This is a genomic window from Qipengyuania citrea, from assembly GCF_024171405.1.
Classification (GTDB): domain Bacteria; phylum Pseudomonadota; class Alphaproteobacteria; order Sphingomonadales; family Sphingomonadaceae; genus Qipengyuania; species Qipengyuania profunda.
Genome location: NZ_JALJZT010000002.1, coordinates 2,031,908 through 2,049,815, shown reverse-complemented (window position 1 = coordinate 2,049,815; position 17,908 = coordinate 2,031,908). Strand labels below are relative to the sequence as shown.

Here is a 17,908-nt window from a genome sequence, read left to right as displayed (position 1 = left end):
GCTCGGACCTGGAGATTGCCGCCCCGACGCATGCAGTCTTCGCCAGGGCCCAAACGATCTCGGGGGAGCGGGGCCCAATCTTCCTACGCTCGTAAAGCCGTGGTCGGCGGCGCCACCCGGATGACATGCGCCAACTGCAACATTTTCGCCGCACTCATGCATTTTTGTGACCAGCCAATTCCAGCCGCGATTGACCAAGTGAACGTTAACATATATATCCTCGATCAAAATCAGGAAGCCTGCGCGCGCTGACGGCGCTTCGCAGGAGAGGGAGGGAAAATGAAGTTCGGCAACAAACAATCACTCGCGCGTTTCATGGCAGGCGCGTCGGTCCTGACGCTGGGGGCGGCGGCATCGACTGCCGCTGCACAGGACGTCGGGACAGGTGCTCAGCCTTCCGAGACTGCGCAGGAAGTCGCGGCTGACGATGGCGGCAACGTCATTATCGTTTCGGGCATCCGGGCCAGCCTCCAGGACGCGATGAACATCAAGCGCGATGCGGTCGGTGTGGTCGATGCCATCAGTGCCGAGGACATCGGCAAGTTCCCTGACACCAATCTCGCCGAATCGTTGCAGCGCATTACCGGCGTGTCGATCGATCGCGAAAGCGGCGAAGGCTCGAAGGTCACCGTTCGCGGCTTCGGGCCGGACTTCAACCTCGTACTCCTCAACGGCCGCCAGATGCCGGCGTCGGGCCTTGGCTCATGCTGCGAAGCGCCTGCGTCGCGCTCATTCGATTTCGCCAACCTTGCCTCGGAAGGCATTGCGGGCGTCGAAGTCTACAAGTCGGGGCGTGCGACACTTCCCTCCGGCGGCATCGGCTCGGTCATCAATGTGAAAACCCCGCGTCCGCTCGATCGGCCCGGCTTCCAGGGTTCGATCGGCGTCAAAGGTGTTCTCGACCACACGTTCGAAGATACCGAAATCACACCCGAGATATCGGGTGTCATCAGCAAGACCTTTGCCGACGACACCTTCGGCATCCTGCTGAGCGGTTCGTACCAGCGCCGCAAGGCGTCGCTCGCCCAGTTCAACGCGGGCTGGCGCGAAGGTTATCTGGGCAGCGATTCCTCGAGCTGGGGTTCGCTGCCGACGACCGGCGGGGTGGAAAACCGCCCGGGTCCGGACGATATCTACCAGACGCCGCAGAACGCCGGTTACGATTTCACCAATATCGACCGGGAGCGTATCAATGGTCAGGCGGTGCTGCAGTTCAGCCCGTCCGACCAGTTTACCGCAACCGTCGACTACACCTTTTCGCAGAACACCATCGATGCGGAAACCAACAGCATCGGGGTCTGGTTCAACCACGGCGCGACCGCCAGCAGTTGGACCGATGGCCCGGTGGCCGGCCCGAACTTCTACGCCGAGGACTTCGGCCCGGGCAAGGACCTCGCGATTACCGGCGCCGTTGCCGCCAACCGCAACACCAACCACTCGCTGGGCGGAAACCTGCAATGGAACCACCCGAGCGGATGGCGCTTCGAACTCGACGCGCACCATTCGACTGCGGAATCCGAACCGACCTCGCCCTTCGGCAGCAACATCGCGGTTGGCAGCGCAATCTTCGGTGTCCAGAATCAGCGCATCGACTTCACCAGCGACATGCCGGTCATCTCCGTGCAGATGTATCCGGGTTCCGAAATCGACGCGTCGAACATCCGGCCTTCCGGCAACGCCTTCCGTACGGCCTACATGAAGGACCGGATCAACGAAGTGCGCCTGTCGGGCGGCAAGGACTTCGACGACGGCTTTATCGAAAGCCTCGATTTCGGGGTAACCTATACCGACAACAAGGTTCGTTCGGCCTACGGCTTCCTTCAGACCGATAGCTGGGGCGGCACGCTGAGCGCAGAAGATACGCCCGACGGCCTGTACTCGCTGCAGGACCTGCCGGACGACCTTGCAGGCATGGAAGGATCGGAAGATCCGGCGGTCATTCCGAACTACTTCAAGGTTGACACGGTCTCGCTGATCGACCTGCTGGACCGCGAGATCGGCGTCTGTACGACTCCCTGGGTCGGGACCCCGACCGGAGAGGGCTGTCTGGCCGAGTATACTGTCGACCGCCTGCTCAATGAGCGTACGATCGCCCCCTACCTCCAGACCATCCATGCCTTCGATATTCTGGCCGACGAGGCTCATTTGCGCCTCGGCCTGCGCTACGAGGCGACCGACGTCTCGAGTTCGGCCCTCGTGCCGTCGCCGGACGGCGCATCGCTCGTATCGTTCAACGAGATTGCGATTGTCGATTCAAACCCGTCGGATACGGTCTTCACGACGCTCAAGGGCAGCTACGACAACTGGCTCCCGGCGATCGATTTCGACATGACGCCGATCCAGGACGTGGTGCTGCGCGCATCGTACAGCCACACCATCACCCGTCCGGCCTACAACAACCTCGACGGTGGTCTCACGGTCAATTCGCCGGCGCGCGTCAGTGGCGGCAGCACCGGCTTCTCGGGCAACCCGGGCCTGCTTCCCTACAAGTCGAAGAACATCGACCTGTCGGCCGAGTGGTACTACGCCCCGGCCAGTTACCTCTCGGTCGGCTACTTCAACAAGAAGGTGTCGAACTTCATCGGCAACTCGATCCGTCAGTCCTCGGCATTCGACCTGCGCGATCCCAGCGCTGGCGCGATCTTCCGGGAGGCCGTTGCGCGGCAGGGAAGCAATGCGCCCTTCGCTCCGGACGCGGCCAATCCGGGCGCTTCGATCCTCGACTACGTCGTTGCCAACTATCCGGACGCCGTCGACTATGATGCGGGCGGCATGCCGGTCGGCATCCTTGCCCAGCCCGGCGATCCATTGCTGATCTTCAACATCAGCCAGCCGGGCAACAGTGACCAGAGCGCGACTCTTTCCGGTTGGGAATTCGCGATCACCCACAGCTTCTGGGACAGCGGCTTCGGCGTTATCCTGAACTACACGATCGTGAATTCGAACACCGAATACGAGCTGCTGCGTCCGGGCTTCGACCCCGAGCCGCAGTTCGCGGTGACCGGCGTAAGCGACAGTGCCAATGCAGTGCTCTACTACGACAAGGGCGGGTTCCAGGCGCGTGTCGCCTACAACTGGCGCGACGAGTTCCTGTCGGGCTTCGGGACCGATCCGTTCTTCACCGAGGAGTACGGCCAGTTCGATGTCAGCGCGAGCTACGAATTCGCCAACGGCATCTCGGTCTTCGCCGAGGGCATCAATGTGACCAATGCGGACCGCAAGGGCCACATGCGTGCCGACCAGGCAGTGTACTTCGCCGCCCCGGGCTATGCCCGCTATGCCGGCGGCGTCCGCTTTACCTGGTAACTGCAATCCGGACCCGCAGGTCCGGCCGATATTCGGGCAAGCGAGCCGCACTGCCCGCGCAGTGCGGCTCGTTTTGTATCCTGCGTGATGAGAGGGTATGGACGTCCGATCGATGAGGTCCGAGTTCAACAGATTGGTGATCGTGGGCGGGGGCACGGCCGGCTGGCTATCCGCGTGCCTGCTGGCGGCACGGCGGCCCGAGCTCGACGTGACACTCGTCGAGGCGCCCGATATCCCGACCATCGGCATCGGTGAAGGCAGCTGGCCGACACTGCGCGAGACGCTCGCGACGATCGGGATCGACGAAGCCCGTTTCCTCAGCGCTTGCGATGCGTCGTTCAAGCAGGGATCGCGGTTCGATGGCTGGGTGGATGGGTCGGCCGATGACAGCTATTATCATCCCTTCACCCCGCCCGCTTCCGCGCCGATGGCGGGCATCCTTTCCGCCTGGTCCGCGCAGCAGGGGAAGGCGGCTTCCTTTGCCGGGGCCGTCACGCCGCAGATCGCGGTTTGCGATCGCGACCTGGCGCCGCGCCAGCGTGCCATGCCGGCTTTTACGGGCGCGCTCAATTACGGCTACCATCTCGATGCAGGCAAGCTGGGGGCGCTGCTTGCCGAGCATGGTACTGCCCATCTGGGCGTGAAGCACGTTCGCGCCCATGTAACCGGCGTCGAACGCGGCGAAGACGGCCTCCTTGCCAAACTCCTGCTGCGCGGCGGCGATACGGTGGAAGGCGATTTCTTTATCGACTGCACCGGCATGGCAGCCCGGCTGATCGGCGATGAGCTTGGCGTTGGATGGCGCGACCGGTCGGATGTGTCGTTCAACGATCGCGCGCTGGCCATGCAGGTTCCCGTCGCGCCCGGCAGCGCCATCGCATCGCAGACGGTTGGCACCGCGCACAAGGCGGGCTGGCTGTGGGATATCGGCCTGCCCACGCGCCGCGGTATCGGCTGCGTGTATTCCTCGCGCTTCCTGTCCGACGAAGACGCCGAGGCGATCCTCGCAGACTATATCACGGCCAAGGTGCCGGGCGCCGATCCGGGGGCACTCGCGCCGCGGAAGCTGCAGTTTGCGACCGGCCATCGCGAACAGTTCTGGCGCGGCAACTGTCTTGCCGTAGGCCTGTCCGCCGGTTTCATCGAACCGCTCGAAGCATCGGCCATCGTGCTGATCGAATTGTCGCTCAAAGCGCTTGCCGATGCCTATCCGCACAGCCGCTCGGCGCTGCCGAGGCTGGCGGACCGGTTCAACGCCCTGTTCCGCTATCGCTGGGACCGGATCGTTGACTTCCTCAAGCTGCACTACGTGCTCAGCAAGCGCGGCGAACCCTATTGGCAGGCGCAGCGCGATCCAGCCACGATCCCGGAGACGCTCGCAGGCCAACTCGAACTCTGGCGCGATCACCCGCCTTCCGCGGCGGACTTCCCCCAGGTGGACGAGATCTTTTCCGCCTTCAGCCAGCAATATGTCCTGTACGGAATGGGCTTTCCCCTGCCCAGCGCCGCGCGGCCGGCGCCCGAACCCGATGCGCTGCGCCGGCTTGCCGAAGTGTCCGAACGCAGCCGCGCGCTCGCCGCTGCGCTGCCGTCCAACCGAACCTATCTCGATACATTGCGCGCGGCCGAGGCCGACCGCGGCGCGCAGGGAGCAATCGCCTGACCATGAGCAATCACCAAACCCTCAACAATTCGGACCATGCCGCGCTGCGCGTGCATACCGGTGCTGGCGCGCAGTTCGGCGATGCCGCCATGGCCGCGCTCGTCGTTCCGAATGAATTCCGGCAAGTCCAAGTCCATTACCCGATCGTCTTTCGGCGAGATAACGATGGCGGGCGGTTCAATGCGCTTGCCCTGCTCGGGTTCGAGAACGGCGAAAACCTGTTTCTCGAAGGCAGCGAATGGGATGCCGCCTATCGGCCGCTGTCGATGGCGATCCAGCCGTTCCTCGTCGGGCGCCCGGTAGATGAAAGCCACGAGCCCACCGTCCATATCGATATGGATCACCCGCGCATTTCGGCCGATGGCGAAGGCATACGGCTGTTCGACGAACTCGGCCGGCCGACGCCTTACGTGGAACAGATCTCGGCGCAGCTGGGCGATTTGCATGTCGGCTATGAAGACAGCGCCGCGTTTATCGCGGCGCTCGAACGGTACGAATTGCTCGAACCGTTCAGCTTCGAGGTTACGCTGGCGAATGGCGCCAAGAACACGCTCGTCGGCTTCCACATGATCAATGAAGACAAGCTGCAGCAACTCGACGGCGATGCGCTTGGCGCGCTTCACGCCGACGGCCACCTGATGCCGATCTTCATGGCGGTGGCGTCGCTGTCGAACCTTAGCGAGCTGGTCGAGCGCAAGAACAGGCGGGAGGCCCGTGGCTGAAGCCGATCCTTCGATCTTCGCGCAGATGAAACCGGTCGAAGTGCGCGAGGCTGCGGATTTTGCCGCGCTTTCGGCGCTGCTCGACGAGGCCAGCGCGCCATTCGTGGTGCGCGGCCTGGTGAACGACTGGCCACTGGTTGCGGCTGGCCGCGATTCGCCCCGCGCGGCCCGGTCCTACCTGCTGGACAAGGCGCATCCCGTGCCGTTCGAAGTGACGATCGGCCAGCCGGGGCGCGACGGCCGGCTGTTCTACGAAGACGATTTCGCCATGAATTTCCGCCAGGCGCGCGGGAAACTGGCGGATATCTTCCGCGGCTTCGACGACAATGAAGGCCGCGCGGACGCGCCGGCAATCTACCTCACCTCGGTCGATATGAAGCTGTTCTTCGACGGCCTGGCCGATGAAAACCCCTCCCCGGTCCGCGACCGCGGTCCGCGCGAAAGCATCTGGATCGGCACGGATACGCGCGTCGCGGCGCATAATGATTTTCCGCGCAATCTCGCCTGCTGCGCCGTCGGCCGGCGGCGCTTCACGGTGTTCCCGCCCGAACAGTTCCGCAATCTCTATATCGGTCCGCTGGAAAACACGCCCGCGGGCCGCGCGGTCAGTCTGGTCGACTTCCACGATCCGGACCTGGCAGCATTCCCCCGTTTCGCCGAGGCGCTGGCGCATGCCCGGATCGCCGAACTCGAGCCGGGCGATGCGATCTACATCCCGTCGATGTGGTGGCACCATGTCGAAGGGCTGGAGGTCTTCAATGTCCTGGTGAATTACTGGTGGCGCGACACGCCGGGTTTTCTGGGGCAGCCCCAGGACGCGCTCAACCACGCGATATGGGCGCTGCGCGATCTGCCGCAGGAGGAGCGGGCCTTCTGGCGGCAGCTGTTCGATCACTACGTGTTCGAGAACCCGCCCGAGGTGGCCGAGCATATTCCCGAACCGGCGCGCGGCATACTCGCGCCGCTTACCGCCGAAACCGCCAGCCGCATTCGCACCTTCCTGCTGAGGACACTGAACCGATGAGAAGCGATTTCAAACCCCGGCGCATCGTCGTGGCCGGCGGCGGCACCGCGGGCTGGATGGCTGCCGCGGCCATCGCCCACACCATGGGCGATGCGATCGATCTGACGCTGGTCGAAAGCGATGCCATCGGCACCGTCGGGGTCGGCGAGGCTACCATCCCTCCGCTGGTGCTGTTCAACCGCCTGATCGGCATAAGCGAGGCCGATTTCATGCGGGAAACGCAGGCCACCTTCAAACTCGGCATCGAATTCGAGAACTGGAAACGCGACGGCGAGAAATACTTCCATTCTTTCGGCAACACCGGGCGCGACCACTGGTCGGCCGGCTTCCAGCATTTCTGGGCCGAAGGGCGCGAACGCGGCCATACGGTCAGTTACGACGAATATTGCCTCGAGCTTGTCGCCGCCTACGCCAAGAAATTCGCCCATCTGCCCGAAAACGGCCTCAACTACGCCTATCACCTGAACGCGACCGCATATGCCGCCTATCTGCGCCGCATCGCCGAACAGGCCGGGGCGAAGCGCGTCGAGGGCAAGATTGGCAAGGTCGATATCGATGGCGAGACGGGTAATATCGCGGCGATCGGCCTGGAGGACGGGACTCGCCTCGAAGGCGATCTGTTCGTCGATTGCACCGGGTTCCGCGCGTTGCTGATCGAAGGCGCGCTGCATGTCGGCTATGACGACTGGTCGCATTATCTGCCCTGCGACAGCGCGATCGCGGTGCAGACCGAACTGGCCGGCCCCCCGGTGCCCTACACCCGCGCGATCGCGCATGATGCGGGATGGCAATGGCGCATTCCGCTGCAGCACCGGGGCGGAAACGGCATTGTCTATTGCAGCCGCTACCTGTCGCAGGACGCCGCGCATGATCGCCTGATGTCGACGCTCGACGGCAAGCCGATCAGCGAACCGCGCGCAATCCCCTTCACCACCGGCGCACGGCGCAAGCAATGGCACCGCAACTGCATTGCCATCGGCCTGTCGTCCGGCTTCCTGGAACCGCTCGAATCGACGAGCATCCACCTGATCCAGCGGGCGGTCATCCGGCTGTTGCGGATGATGCCGGCAGGCGATGTGAGCGAGCGCGACATTGCCGAATTCAACGACCAGCAGCTGACCGACATGATCCAGGTCCGCGACTTCCTGATCCTGCACTACAAGGCCACCGAGCGGCGCGACAGCCCGTTCTGGCGTCAGTGCGCGACGATGGATATTCCCGACAGTCTGACCCAGAAGATCGAACTGTTCCGCGAAACCGGGCGCGTGTTCCGCAAGAACGAGGAACTGTTCGTCGAGAACAGCTGGATCCAGGTCATGCTGGGTCAGGGGATCATGCCGCGCGCCTTCCACCCGGTCGCCAAGAAGATGACCGACGAAGAGCTGGCGCATTTCCTCCAGACGCTGCGCGAGAAAGTGGCCCGCACGGTTGCGAACCTGCCCGACCACCATGCCTATGTCGCGCAATACTGCGGGGCAAAAACCGCCCAGGCAGCCTAGACCGGGGTTCAATGCCCGGCCGGTTCGTATTAGCACGGTCTGAGTTTCGGGGGGTTAGCTATTCCATGGGCCGGCGGCGCCAGTCAGTGACCATCAAGCACGTCGCAGCCGATGCGGGGGTTTCCCTGCAGACGGTCAGCCGCGTCATCAACAAGGAACCGAACGTACGCCCGGCCATGAAGGAGCGCGTTCAGGCGAGCATCGACAAGCTGGGATATGTCCCCTCGATCGCGGCGCAGCGGATGAGCGGATCGCGGTCCTACCTGATCCTGGCGATCAACGACCGCGACCGCACGATTGCCGATTGGCGAGCCCGCGATGGCCGCGACTGGGTCGACCAGATGCTGCTCGGCGGCATGCTGACCGCCGCCGAACGCGGCTACCGGATGATCTTCGAACTGATCGATACGCATAGCGACCATGTGGAGCGCGAACTCGGCGCGGCGATCGCGGCTTTGCAGCCCGACGGCGTCATCGTCACACCGCCGCATTCGGAAAATCCGCAGATTACCGGATTGCTGGCCGAAAACGGCATTCCGTTTGCGCGCATCGGCTCGAAGGAGGACGGTCCGGGTATCGCCATGACCATGGGCGACGAGCTGCTCGCGGGCAAAGCCACCGACCACCTTATCGAACTGGGGCACATGCGCATCGGCTTTATCGCGGGGCCGGACGAATACAGCCTGGCGGGCTGGCGCACCGATGGCTGGCGCGAAGCGATGGGGAATGCCGAGCTCGATTGCGAAGACCTGCTCGAACAGGGCGATTTCGGCTTCGAAAGCGGGCTTGCCGCAGCGCAGGCTTTGCTCGACCGCGAAAATCCCCCGACGGCGATCATCGCCAGCAGCGACCAAATGGCTCTGGCAGCGCTCGATGTGGCCAAGGAACGCGGCCTCCACGTCCCGCGCGATCTGTCGATCGTCAGTTTCGACAACACACCCATCGTGCGCTTCGCCACGCCGTCGCTCACTGCCGTCGACCAGCCGATTGCGCGCACTGCCGCACGGGCGGTCGAATTGCTGATCGATTTCAAGAAACATGGCGCGCCCCAGGCGCCGGTGGTAATCGAAGGCGAGCTGATCGTCCGTGCCTCCACGGCCCGCGCGCCCACGCGTTCCCGCACTTGAGCCGGGACGCGGGCATAACCCAATCGCGCCGATTCCTGTGGCTTTATGCGCTCGCGGTAGCCGGCGGCGCGGTATCCTACGTTCCATTCCTCACCCTGCTGCTTCCCCTCAGGGCCAGCGACATGGCCAGCGCGGGCACGATCGATCTGCTGGCTTACGCCGCCTTCGCCGGGGCGATTGCCGCGAGTTGTGCCAATATCGGCTTCGGCTGGCTGAGCGATGTGACGCGGCGGCGCAAACCGTGGATCGTCGCCGGGATGCTCTCGTCGAGCCTGCTGTTGCTGTGCGTGCCCCTTGCGCAGGACCGGACCCAGCTGCTGATCGCGATCGTCGCGTGGCAATTGGCGGTGAACATGATGCTCGCGCCGCTGGCGGCCTGGGCCGGGGATGTCGTGCCCGACAATCAGAAAGGCTTTCTCGGCGGCCTGCTGGCCTTCGCGCCGACGCTGGGTGCGCTGTCGGGGGCCTTCGTGACCATCCCGGGGCTGGCCGGACCGGACCTGCGCCTTGGCCTCGTCGCGGGACTGGTCGTGGTGATGGTGCTGCCGGTGGTGGTGTTCGGCCGTCCGCGGGCGATGCCGCATCTGATAGCGGACAAGCCGGCAAGCCCGCATGGGCATCGCCGGGCGGCCCGCGACATGGTCGCCCGGATGTGGCTCGCCCGGCTGCTCGTCCAGATCGCCGAAGCGACCATGTTCGCCTATCTGCTGGTGTGGATATCGGGGATCGAGCCGGATTTCGGCGATAGTGACACTGCGCGGATCTTCGCGCTCGTGCTCGGCCTGTCGGTGCCGCTGGCCCTGCTTGCCGGCCGCTGGTCCGATATCCGCAGCCGTCCGATCCTGCCGCTGGTGCTGGGTTCGGGGATCGGCAGCATCGGTCTTGCCATCATGGCCCTGTCAGGAGGGCTTGCCGGGGCGCTTTTCGGCTATGTCGTCTTCGGCTTGTCGACCAGCGTATTCCTGGCGCTGCATTCCAGCCAGACGCTGAGGTTTCTTCCCAAACCTGCACGGCGCGGCCGCGATCTCGGCTTTTTCAACCTCACCAACACGGTGCCCAGCCTGATCATGCCATGGCTGACGCTGGCCATGGTCCCGGTGTTCGGTTTCAGCGGGCTCTTCTGGGTTCTTGCCGGGCTCGCCGCGCTGGCAACGCTCCTGCTGGCAACCAGGCTGCGCGGTGAAAACGCCGCTTGATTTTACCGGATACGCGTGGCACCCCAGCCCGATTGATAACGTTCTCATTTGAACAAGGGAGCGGGAGGGATGGCTGGAATGAGAACGTTTTTACTAGCGGCGGCTGCCGCAGTCGGGCTGGCGGGATGCACCACGGTTCCCGCCCCTGCCGCGAGCGCACCGCCGGCGCAAACCGCGCCCGTCGCCGATGAAGATGCGCGCATTGCCGATCTCGTCGCGCGGATGAGCCTCGAGCGCAAGGTCGCGCAGCTGATCCAGCCGCAGATCGGGTCCTTCACTGCGGCAGACATGCGCCGCTATCGCTTCGGCAGCTATCTCAATGGCGGAAACCGCGGCCCCTATGGCGATGAATTCGCCCCAGCCTCGCAATGGCTGCGCCATGCCGATGAAATGTATCTCGCCTCGGTAGAGCCGCTCGCAGGCGGAGAACCCGTCATCCCGACCATGTGGGGCACCGATGCGGTCCACGGCCACACCAATGTCGTGCGGGCGACCATCTTTCCGCACAACATCGGCCTGGGCGCGGCGCGCGATCCCGATCTCGTTCGCCGGATCGGCGAAGCGACCGCCGTCGAGATCGAGGTGACCGGAATCGACTGGAATTTCTCGCCCACCGTCGCCGTCGCCCGCGACGACCGCTGGGGCCGGACCTATGAAAGCTATTCCGAAGATCCCGCCATCGTCGCCCCCCTTGGCGCAGCGCTTGTCGAAGGTCTGCAGGGGCGCAAGGGCGAAGCCGACCGTCTCGGCGCCGGGCACGTCATTGCCACCGCCAAGCATTTCTTTGGCGATGGCGGGACCGACCAGGGGGTCGACCAGGGCGAGGTCACCGGGGACATCGAAGCGCTGAAGGCGATCCACGCCGCGCCCTACCCCGCGACGATCGATGCGGGCGTCGAAGCGATCATGGCCAGCTTCAATTCGATCAACGGCGTCAAGATGCATGGCAACAAGATGCTGCTTACCGATGTCCTGCGCGGCGAGCTGGGGTTCGACGGGCTCGTGGTTGGCGACTGGAACGGCCATGGCCAGGTTGCCGGCTGCACCAATGCCGATTGCCCCCAATCGCTGCTCGCCGGGCTCGACATCTACATGGTGCCTGACGACTGGAAGGGCCTGTACGATACGCTGATCGCCCAGGTCCGGGACGGCACCATCCCGGTGCCGGTCCTCGACGAAGCGGTCAGCCGTATCCTTCGCGTCAAGTTGCGCGCTGGCCTGCTGGACGACTTCGTCCAGCCGTCGGCCCGGCCCCATGCCGGCGAATACCATTTGCTGGGTTCGCCCGAGCATCGCGCAATCGCCCGCGAAGCGGTCGCCAAATCGCTGGTCCTGCTGAAGAACGACGGCGTGCTGCCGCTGGCCGAAGGCGCCGACATCCTCGTCGCCGGGAGCGCGGCCGACAGCATCGCGCAGGCCTCGGGCGGATGGACGCTCACCTGGCAGGGCGGGCTTGAACTCGCGAACGCAGAACATTTCCCCGGTGCAACCTCGATCTGGCAGGGGCTCAAGGGCGCTGCCGAAGCGCGCGGCGGCAGCGCCACGCTGTCGGTCGATGGCACCTATTCTGCCAAGCCCGACGTGGCGATCGTGGTCTTCGGCGAAGAACCCTATGCGGAATTCGCCGGCGATCGGAAACACCTCGGCTTTTCCGACGAAGAGGGGCTCGGCCTGCTTCGCAAGTTCGCGGCCGAAGGCGTACCCACGGTCGCCGTGTTCCTGTCCGGGCGCCCGATGTGGATGAACCGCGAACTCAACCTGGCCGACGCCTTTGTCGCCAGCTGGCTTCCGGGCAGCGAAGGCGCAGGGGTTGCCGATGTACTGACCGGCGCGGTGCCGGCCACGGGCAAACTCGGCTTCAGCTGGCCCGAACGCTGCGATTATGGCCCGCTCAACGGCCCCGAAGGCGCGCTTTTCCCGGTCGGCTACGGCCGGCCGCTGGCGGACACCGCGCCGCTGCGCAAGCTCGACGAGAATTGCGCTCCGCTCGAACAGGGGCCCGCGCTCGACTGGTATGTCAACGGCCGCCTCGCCGACGGCGTGCTGGCCAATACCGCGAGCGGTAAGCTCGACAATCTGCGCGGCGAAGCGGGCGGGATCACCGCCATGGGCCTTGATCGCACTGCCCAGGAAGACGCGCGCAGCGTAATTTTCGCGCCGGGCGCCACGCTCGAACTGTCGCAGGGCGGCGGCAACAGCGGCTACGGCTACCGCATCCTCTACGCCGTCACCGACCGGCCGCAGGCCCCCGTCACGCTCGCGGTCGGTTCGGGCGAACCGCTCGACATCACGCAGCAGCTGGCAGTCGCAGCGGGCAAGAGCTGGCGGGAGATGATCATCACCGGCGCCTGTGTGGCCGATCTCGGCCCGACGCTGACCTTCGCATCGCAGGGCGCTTTCGCGCTGAGCATCGGGACCATCGTGCGCGAGGAATTTGCAGACGGGACCGACTGTTCGTTCTGAGCAGGGTGGTTCAAACTCCCGGCGTGAGGCAGCACGCGCCTGACACCGGGAGCCATAGAATACAAACCGGGCCCCACAGGGTCGCACCGGGTCTTGGGAGGACAACTGACATGGCATTGGCACCCGACGCCGCAAAGAGCGCAATTCCCGCTTCGATCGAGGACGACAGGCCCCCGGTCGACGCACCGGGCCTGCAGTATTTCGTATTCGGCCTGTTCTTCATCTTCGGCGGCATCACGTCACTCAACGACGTGATCATCCCCAAGCTGAAGGAACTGTTCACGCTCAACTGGACCGAAGCGATGCTGGTCCAGTTCTGCTTCTTCGCCGCCTATGCGATCATCGGCATACCGGGCGCGAAACTGGTCAAGAAGATCGGCTACATGCGCGGCGCGGTCGCGGGCCTGCTCACCATGATGGCGGGCTGCCTGCTGTTCATCCCGGCCAGCCAGACGGCGACCTATGCGATCTTCCTGTTCGCGCTGTTCGTCCTCGCCAGCGGTGTGGTGATCGTCCAGGTCGTCGCGAACCCGCTGATCAGCCTGCTCGGCCCGCCAAGCACCACGCACAGCCGGCTGACCTTTGCGCAGGCGTTCAATTCGCTCGGCACCACCATTTTCCCGATCGTCGGGGCGGCGCTCATCCTTGGCAGCCTGGCCACGATCAGCGCCGACCAATTGTCCGGCGCCGACCTCCAGGCCTATCGCCAGGCGGAAAGCGAGGCGATCTGGCAAGGCTATCTCGGCCTGGCAGCGCTGATTGCGCTGGTCGCTCTCGCGGTCTGGCTGTTCCGCAACCGCCTGCAGGGCGAAACGCACGAAGCCTCCGAAGGGCTCGCCGGGCTCGACCTGCTGAAGCGCGGCCGCTTCGGCTATGGCGCGCTGTGCATCTTCCTTTACGTCGGCGCCGAAGTGTCGATCGGCTCGGTAATCATCAATTACCTGTCCGGAGAACGCGTGCTGGGTCAGCCCGAGAGCGTGATCGGTTGGATGATCGGCCTGTATTGGGGCGGCGCGATGATCGGCCGGTTCATCGGATCGGTGTTCCTGCGCCTGTTCAGCCCGGGCAAGATCCTTGCCTTCAACGCCGCTGGCGCAATCGCGTTGATCGTGATCTCGACCACCAGCAGCGGTTCCATCGCCGCTTACAGCTTGCTCGCCGTGGGTCTGATGAACTCGATCATGTTCCCGACGATCTTCTCGCTCGCCTGCGAAAAACTGGGCCCGCGCGCAGCAGACGGTTCGGGCATCATCAACGTGGCGATCTGCGGCGGCGCTATCGTTCCCCTCATCTACGGGGTCGTGGCCGATGCTACGGGCGGGGATCTGGCCGTCGCGATGATCATCCCGATCATCTGCTACGCAATCATCGCCGGGTTTGGCGTCTTTGCGAGGAAGCCCGCCAGCTAGGACTTGGCGGTCGGGAATGGCTTGAGGGCACGACATCGGCCTGGGCGTCCATCCCGGGCAGATGCAATAGGCGCTCCGAACCCGGTCGCAAGGTGACCGCCGTCAGAAGATTCGTCCGCGCCCACCCGAGACGCGGCGTGACGGTCAACGCCGCTTGGCGAACAGGTCCACCAGTTCCTCGAACTTTTCGCGCTGGTCGGCCTCGTCGCCGCTGGCGATGGCTTCGGCTACGCAGCAGGCGGCATGATCCTTCAGGATCTGCGTTTCCACCTTGGCGAGCGCAGATTTTACCGCCTGCAGCTGATGGAGAATATCCATGCAGTAACGGTCATCCTCGATCATCTGCGCGAGGCCGCGCACCTGCCCCGCGATCCGGTTCAGCCGATTGATTTTTGCGGTCTTTGCGTCAGCCATGGCCCAAGTGTCCGATTGTCATACCCCATGGGGGTATATATAGCCGGCATCGACGGATCAATCTTTTACAAGGCCCCCCAATGCCCTCGCTTTCCCGACGACATCTAATCCGCAGCACCGCTGCCCTGGCTGCTGCCAGCGCGCTTCCGATGCCCGCCTGGGCACGCGGCGCGTCGCTGACGCACGCGCGCAACGGCTTCGGCGAAGTGGCGGGCGAGGACATCGCGCTTGCCATCGGCAACCATCATTTCACCACTGGCGGCCGCTCGGGCCACGCCTTCGCCGTAAACGGCACCGTGCCGGGGCCACTGGTCCGCCTGCGCCAAGGCCAGACCGCGCGGCTGCATGTGACGAACAATCTGGACGAAGACAGCTCGATCCACTGGCACGGCCTGCTCGTGCCGTTCCAGTTCGACGGGGTGCCCGGCGTCAGCTTCCCCGGCATCAAGCCGGGCGAGACCTTCACCTACGAATTCCCGATCCGCCAGAGCGGCACCTACTGGTGGCACTCGCACTCGGGCCTGCAGGAACAGGCGGGGCATTACGGCCCGATCATCATCGAGAGTGCCACGCCCGACCGGCGCTACGACCGCGACTATGTAGTGTTGCTGTCCGAGTTCACGCCGCTGCATCCGCACGAGATCATGCGCAAGCTGAAGGTGGGCGAGCATTACTTCCAGCGCCAGATGCAGACCGCGACCGAGGGCGACATGCCCGGCGAGATGCGGCGCATGTGGGGGCAGATGCGGATGAACCCGCGCGACATTTCCGATGTGACGGGCACTGCCTACACCTTCCTGATCAACGGGCACGGTCTGCAGGATGACCTGCAACTGGCCTTTCGCGCGGGCGAGCGCGTGCGCCTGCGGGTCATCAACGGATCGGCGATGACCTTCTTCAACGTTCGAATTCCCGGTGTGCCGATGACCGTCATCGCAGCCGACGGGCAGGATGTGGACGCAGTGCAGGTGGACGAATTCCAGATCGGCGTCGCCGAGACCTATGATGTGATCGTGACCCCGCCGGACGGGAGCCACGCGATCGTGGCCGAGGCGATGGACCGCAGCGGGATGGGGATCGCCAGCCTGACGAGCCACCAGGGTCATATCGCCACCGCGCCTCCGCTGCGGGAAATCCCGACGCTGACGATGGCCGATATGGGCATGATGGACCATTCCGGAATGAACGGAAGGCAAGGCATGGACCACTCGATGCGGGACAAGTCGCTCGTGCCGGGCGATGTCGAGGTCGGGCCGGGCGTGGACATGATCGCACCGATGCCGATGGACCGCATGGATTCCCCCGGCCTCGGCCTCGACGGGGTCGGCCACCGCGTGCTGCGCTACACCGATCTCAAGGCCAGGCGGTTGAACCCGCATCGCAGCATAGACCGCGAGATGGAAATCCATCTTACCGGCAATATGGAACGCTACATGTGGTCGTTCGACGGCAAGAGATTCACCGCCGTCACCGACGACCCGATCCGCTTTGGCTATGACGAGCGGGTCCGGGTGAAACTGGTCAACCAGACCATGATGGCGCACCCGATCCACCTGCACGGCCATTTCTTCGAGCTGGTCAATGGCGCAGACCATATGCACCAGCCATTGAAGCACACGGTCATCGTCCAGCCCGGCGGCACCGCGACCTTCGACCTGACCGCGAACGAGCCGGGCGACTGGGCCTTCCACTGCCACCTGCTCTACCACATGCACGCAGGAATGATGCAAGTGGTGACAGTGCGGCCATTCCCCGAGGGAGCCACGTCATGATGCGCGTTGCAGTGCTTGCCGGGGCGATGGTGGCGGCTACTCCGTTGGCGGCGCAGGACCATTCGGCGCACGGCAAGAAGCCTGCCGCGCAGTCCGAGATGGATCACTGTGCGATGGGCCACCTGCCACCCGAAAAATGCCCGCCCAAGATTGAGCAGGAACCCTCGCCGGAACCCGAGATCGATCATTGCGCGATGGGGCATCTTCCACCTGGACAATGCCCGCCGAACGAGCGCGCCGATGACGAGGCGCCCATGGCGGGCATGGACCATGGATCGCACGCAGCGATGACGGACAAGGCCGCACCCGGGGCTGCATCCGAAGATGCGACCCCGCCCCGCGCACTGGAAGGACCGCGATATGCTGCCGATGCAGTCTGGGGCCGCGACGCAATGGCCCCCGCACGCACGCAACTGGCACGCGAAAACGGCGGCATGACCACCGGAACGATCCTGGTCGAGCGGCTGGAAGCGCGGATTGCAACCGATGGCGGCGAAGACGGCTATGTGTGGGATGCACAAGCCTGGTATGGCGGCGACATCAATCGCTTCGTGCTCAAGACCGAAGGCGAGGGTGAATTCGGCGGCGCATTGGAGGATGCCGAAATTCAGGCGCTCTACAGCCGCGCGATCGACCCGTTCTTCGATCTGCAGGTGGGCGTGCGGCTCGACTTCGAGCCCGGCAGCCTCACGCATCTCGTGGTCGGTCTGCAGGGCCTCGCGCCCTACATGGTCCATCTCGACGGGGCGCTGTTCCTGTCGGACCGCGGCGATCTGACCGCGCGGGTCGAGGCCGAATATGACCAGAAGATCACTCAGCGCCTGATCCTGCAACCGCGCATCGAGGCGGGTTTTGCAGCGCAGGACATTCCGGAGCGCGAAATCGGCTCCGGGATTACCGCGATCGAGCCGGGGCTACGCCTGCGATACGAGATCCTGCGCGAATTCGCGCCCTATATCGGGATCGAATACGAAGCTAAGCTGGGCGAGACCGCCGACATTGCTCGGGCGAATGGACGAGACCCGGATGGTGTGAAGGCCCTCATCGGGCTGCGGGCATGGTTCTAGCCACCCATGCCGGTCCTCAACGTCTTTGGAAGAGAGACTCACGTCTCGAGCCCACGACAATTCTGGGCGGAGGTCAGATCAGGATGGCAGTTGTGTCACGGTGAGGTTGTCCCAAGAGGAACCGGCCGCGAATGGTGCACCCGACAGGATTCGAACCTGTGGCCTCTGCCTTCGGAGGGCAGCGCTCTATCCAGCTGAGCTACGGGTGCTTCCGATGCCTTTCGGCGAGCGGGGCGCTTAGCAAAG

The 17,908-nt window shown here is 64.5% G+C and carries 12 protein-coding genes and 1 tRNA gene; 11 read left to right on the top strand and 2 right to left on the bottom strand.

What is annotated here, in order from left to right:
- The first annotated feature begins 279 nt into the window (after window positions 1-279).
- The 9 genes from J2S32_RS10970 (at window position 280) to J2S32_RS10930 (ending at window position 14,409) form a co-directional block, all read left to right on the top strand.
- Window positions 280-3,306, top strand: a complete 3,027-nt coding sequence (locus J2S32_RS10970; protein WP_253521189.1) for a TonB-dependent receptor — start codon at window positions 280-282, stop codon at window positions 3,304-3,306.
- Window positions 3,307-3,418: 112 nt separating this feature from the next.
- Window positions 3,419-4,969, top strand: coding sequence for a tryptophan halogenase family protein (locus tag J2S32_RS10965; RefSeq protein WP_253521187.1), 1,551 nt, complete (start codon window positions 3,419-3,421; stop codon window positions 4,967-4,969).
- A gap of 2 nt (window positions 4,970-4,971) precedes the next feature.
- Window positions 4,972-5,691, top strand: a complete 720-nt coding sequence (locus J2S32_RS10960) for a SapC family protein (RefSeq protein WP_253521185.1) — start codon at window positions 4,972-4,974, stop codon at window positions 5,689-5,691.
- Complete coding sequence (locus J2S32_RS10955) at window positions 5,684-6,715, top strand: cupin-like domain-containing protein (protein WP_253521183.1); 1,032 nt, start codon at window positions 5,684-5,686, stop codon at window positions 6,713-6,715. The genes J2S32_RS10960 and J2S32_RS10955 overlap by 8 nt, the downstream gene beginning before the upstream one ends.
- Window positions 6,712-8,214 (top strand): tryptophan halogenase family protein, encoded by a 1,503-nt coding sequence (locus tag J2S32_RS10950; protein ID WP_253521181.1) that lies wholly within the window; start codon window positions 6,712-6,714, stop codon window positions 8,212-8,214. The genes J2S32_RS10955 and J2S32_RS10950 overlap by 4 nt, the downstream gene beginning before the upstream one ends.
- Before the next feature lie 65 nt (window positions 8,215-8,279).
- On the top strand, window positions 8,280-9,341 hold the full coding sequence (locus J2S32_RS10945) for a LacI family DNA-binding transcriptional regulator (protein ID WP_253521178.1): 1,062 nt from the start codon (window positions 8,280-8,282) through the stop codon (window positions 9,339-9,341).
- Window positions 9,338-10,537, top strand: coding sequence for an MFS transporter (locus tag J2S32_RS10940; protein ID WP_253521174.1), 1,200 nt, complete (start codon window positions 9,338-9,340; stop codon window positions 10,535-10,537). The genes J2S32_RS10945 and J2S32_RS10940 overlap by 4 nt, the downstream gene beginning before the upstream one ends.
- A gap of 78 nt (window positions 10,538-10,615) precedes the next feature.
- Complete coding sequence (locus J2S32_RS10935; RefSeq protein ID WP_253521172.1) at window positions 10,616-13,000, top strand: glycoside hydrolase family 3 protein; 2,385 nt, start codon at window positions 10,616-10,618, stop codon at window positions 12,998-13,000.
- A gap of 110 nt (window positions 13,001-13,110) precedes the next feature.
- The gene (locus J2S32_RS10930) at window positions 13,111-14,409 is read left to right on the top strand and encodes a sugar MFS transporter (RefSeq protein ID WP_253521170.1); all 1,299 of its coding nucleotides are present in this window, start codon (window positions 13,111-13,113) and stop codon (window positions 14,407-14,409) included.
- A gap of 144 nt (window positions 14,410-14,553) precedes the next feature.
- Here the strand turns inward: J2S32_RS10930 and J2S32_RS10925 are convergent, their stop codons facing one another.
- Window positions 14,554-14,823, bottom strand: a complete 270-nt coding sequence (locus J2S32_RS10925) for a metal-sensitive transcriptional regulator (protein ID WP_253521168.1) — start codon at window positions 14,821-14,823, stop codon at window positions 14,554-14,556.
- An 80-nt stretch (window positions 14,824-14,903) separates the two neighbouring features.
- Between J2S32_RS10925 and J2S32_RS10920 the strand changes: the two genes are divergently transcribed.
- Both J2S32_RS10920 and J2S32_RS10915 read left to right on the top strand, forming a co-directional pair.
- Window positions 14,904-16,595 (top strand): copper resistance system multicopper oxidase, encoded by a 1,692-nt coding sequence (locus J2S32_RS10920; protein ID WP_253521165.1) that lies wholly within the window; start codon window positions 14,904-14,906, stop codon window positions 16,593-16,595.
- Entirely contained in the window at window positions 16,592-17,662 is a 1,071-nt protein-coding gene (locus J2S32_RS10915; protein WP_253521163.1) for a copper resistance protein B, read from the top strand. Before J2S32_RS10920 ends, J2S32_RS10915 begins: the two co-directional genes overlap by 4 nt.
- Before the next feature lie 132 nt (window positions 17,663-17,794).
- Here J2S32_RS10915 and J2S32_RS10910 read toward each other — a convergent pair.
- A tRNA-Arg gene (locus J2S32_RS10910) sits at window positions 17,795-17,871 on the bottom strand.
- Window positions 17,872-17,908: the final 37 nt, after the last annotated feature.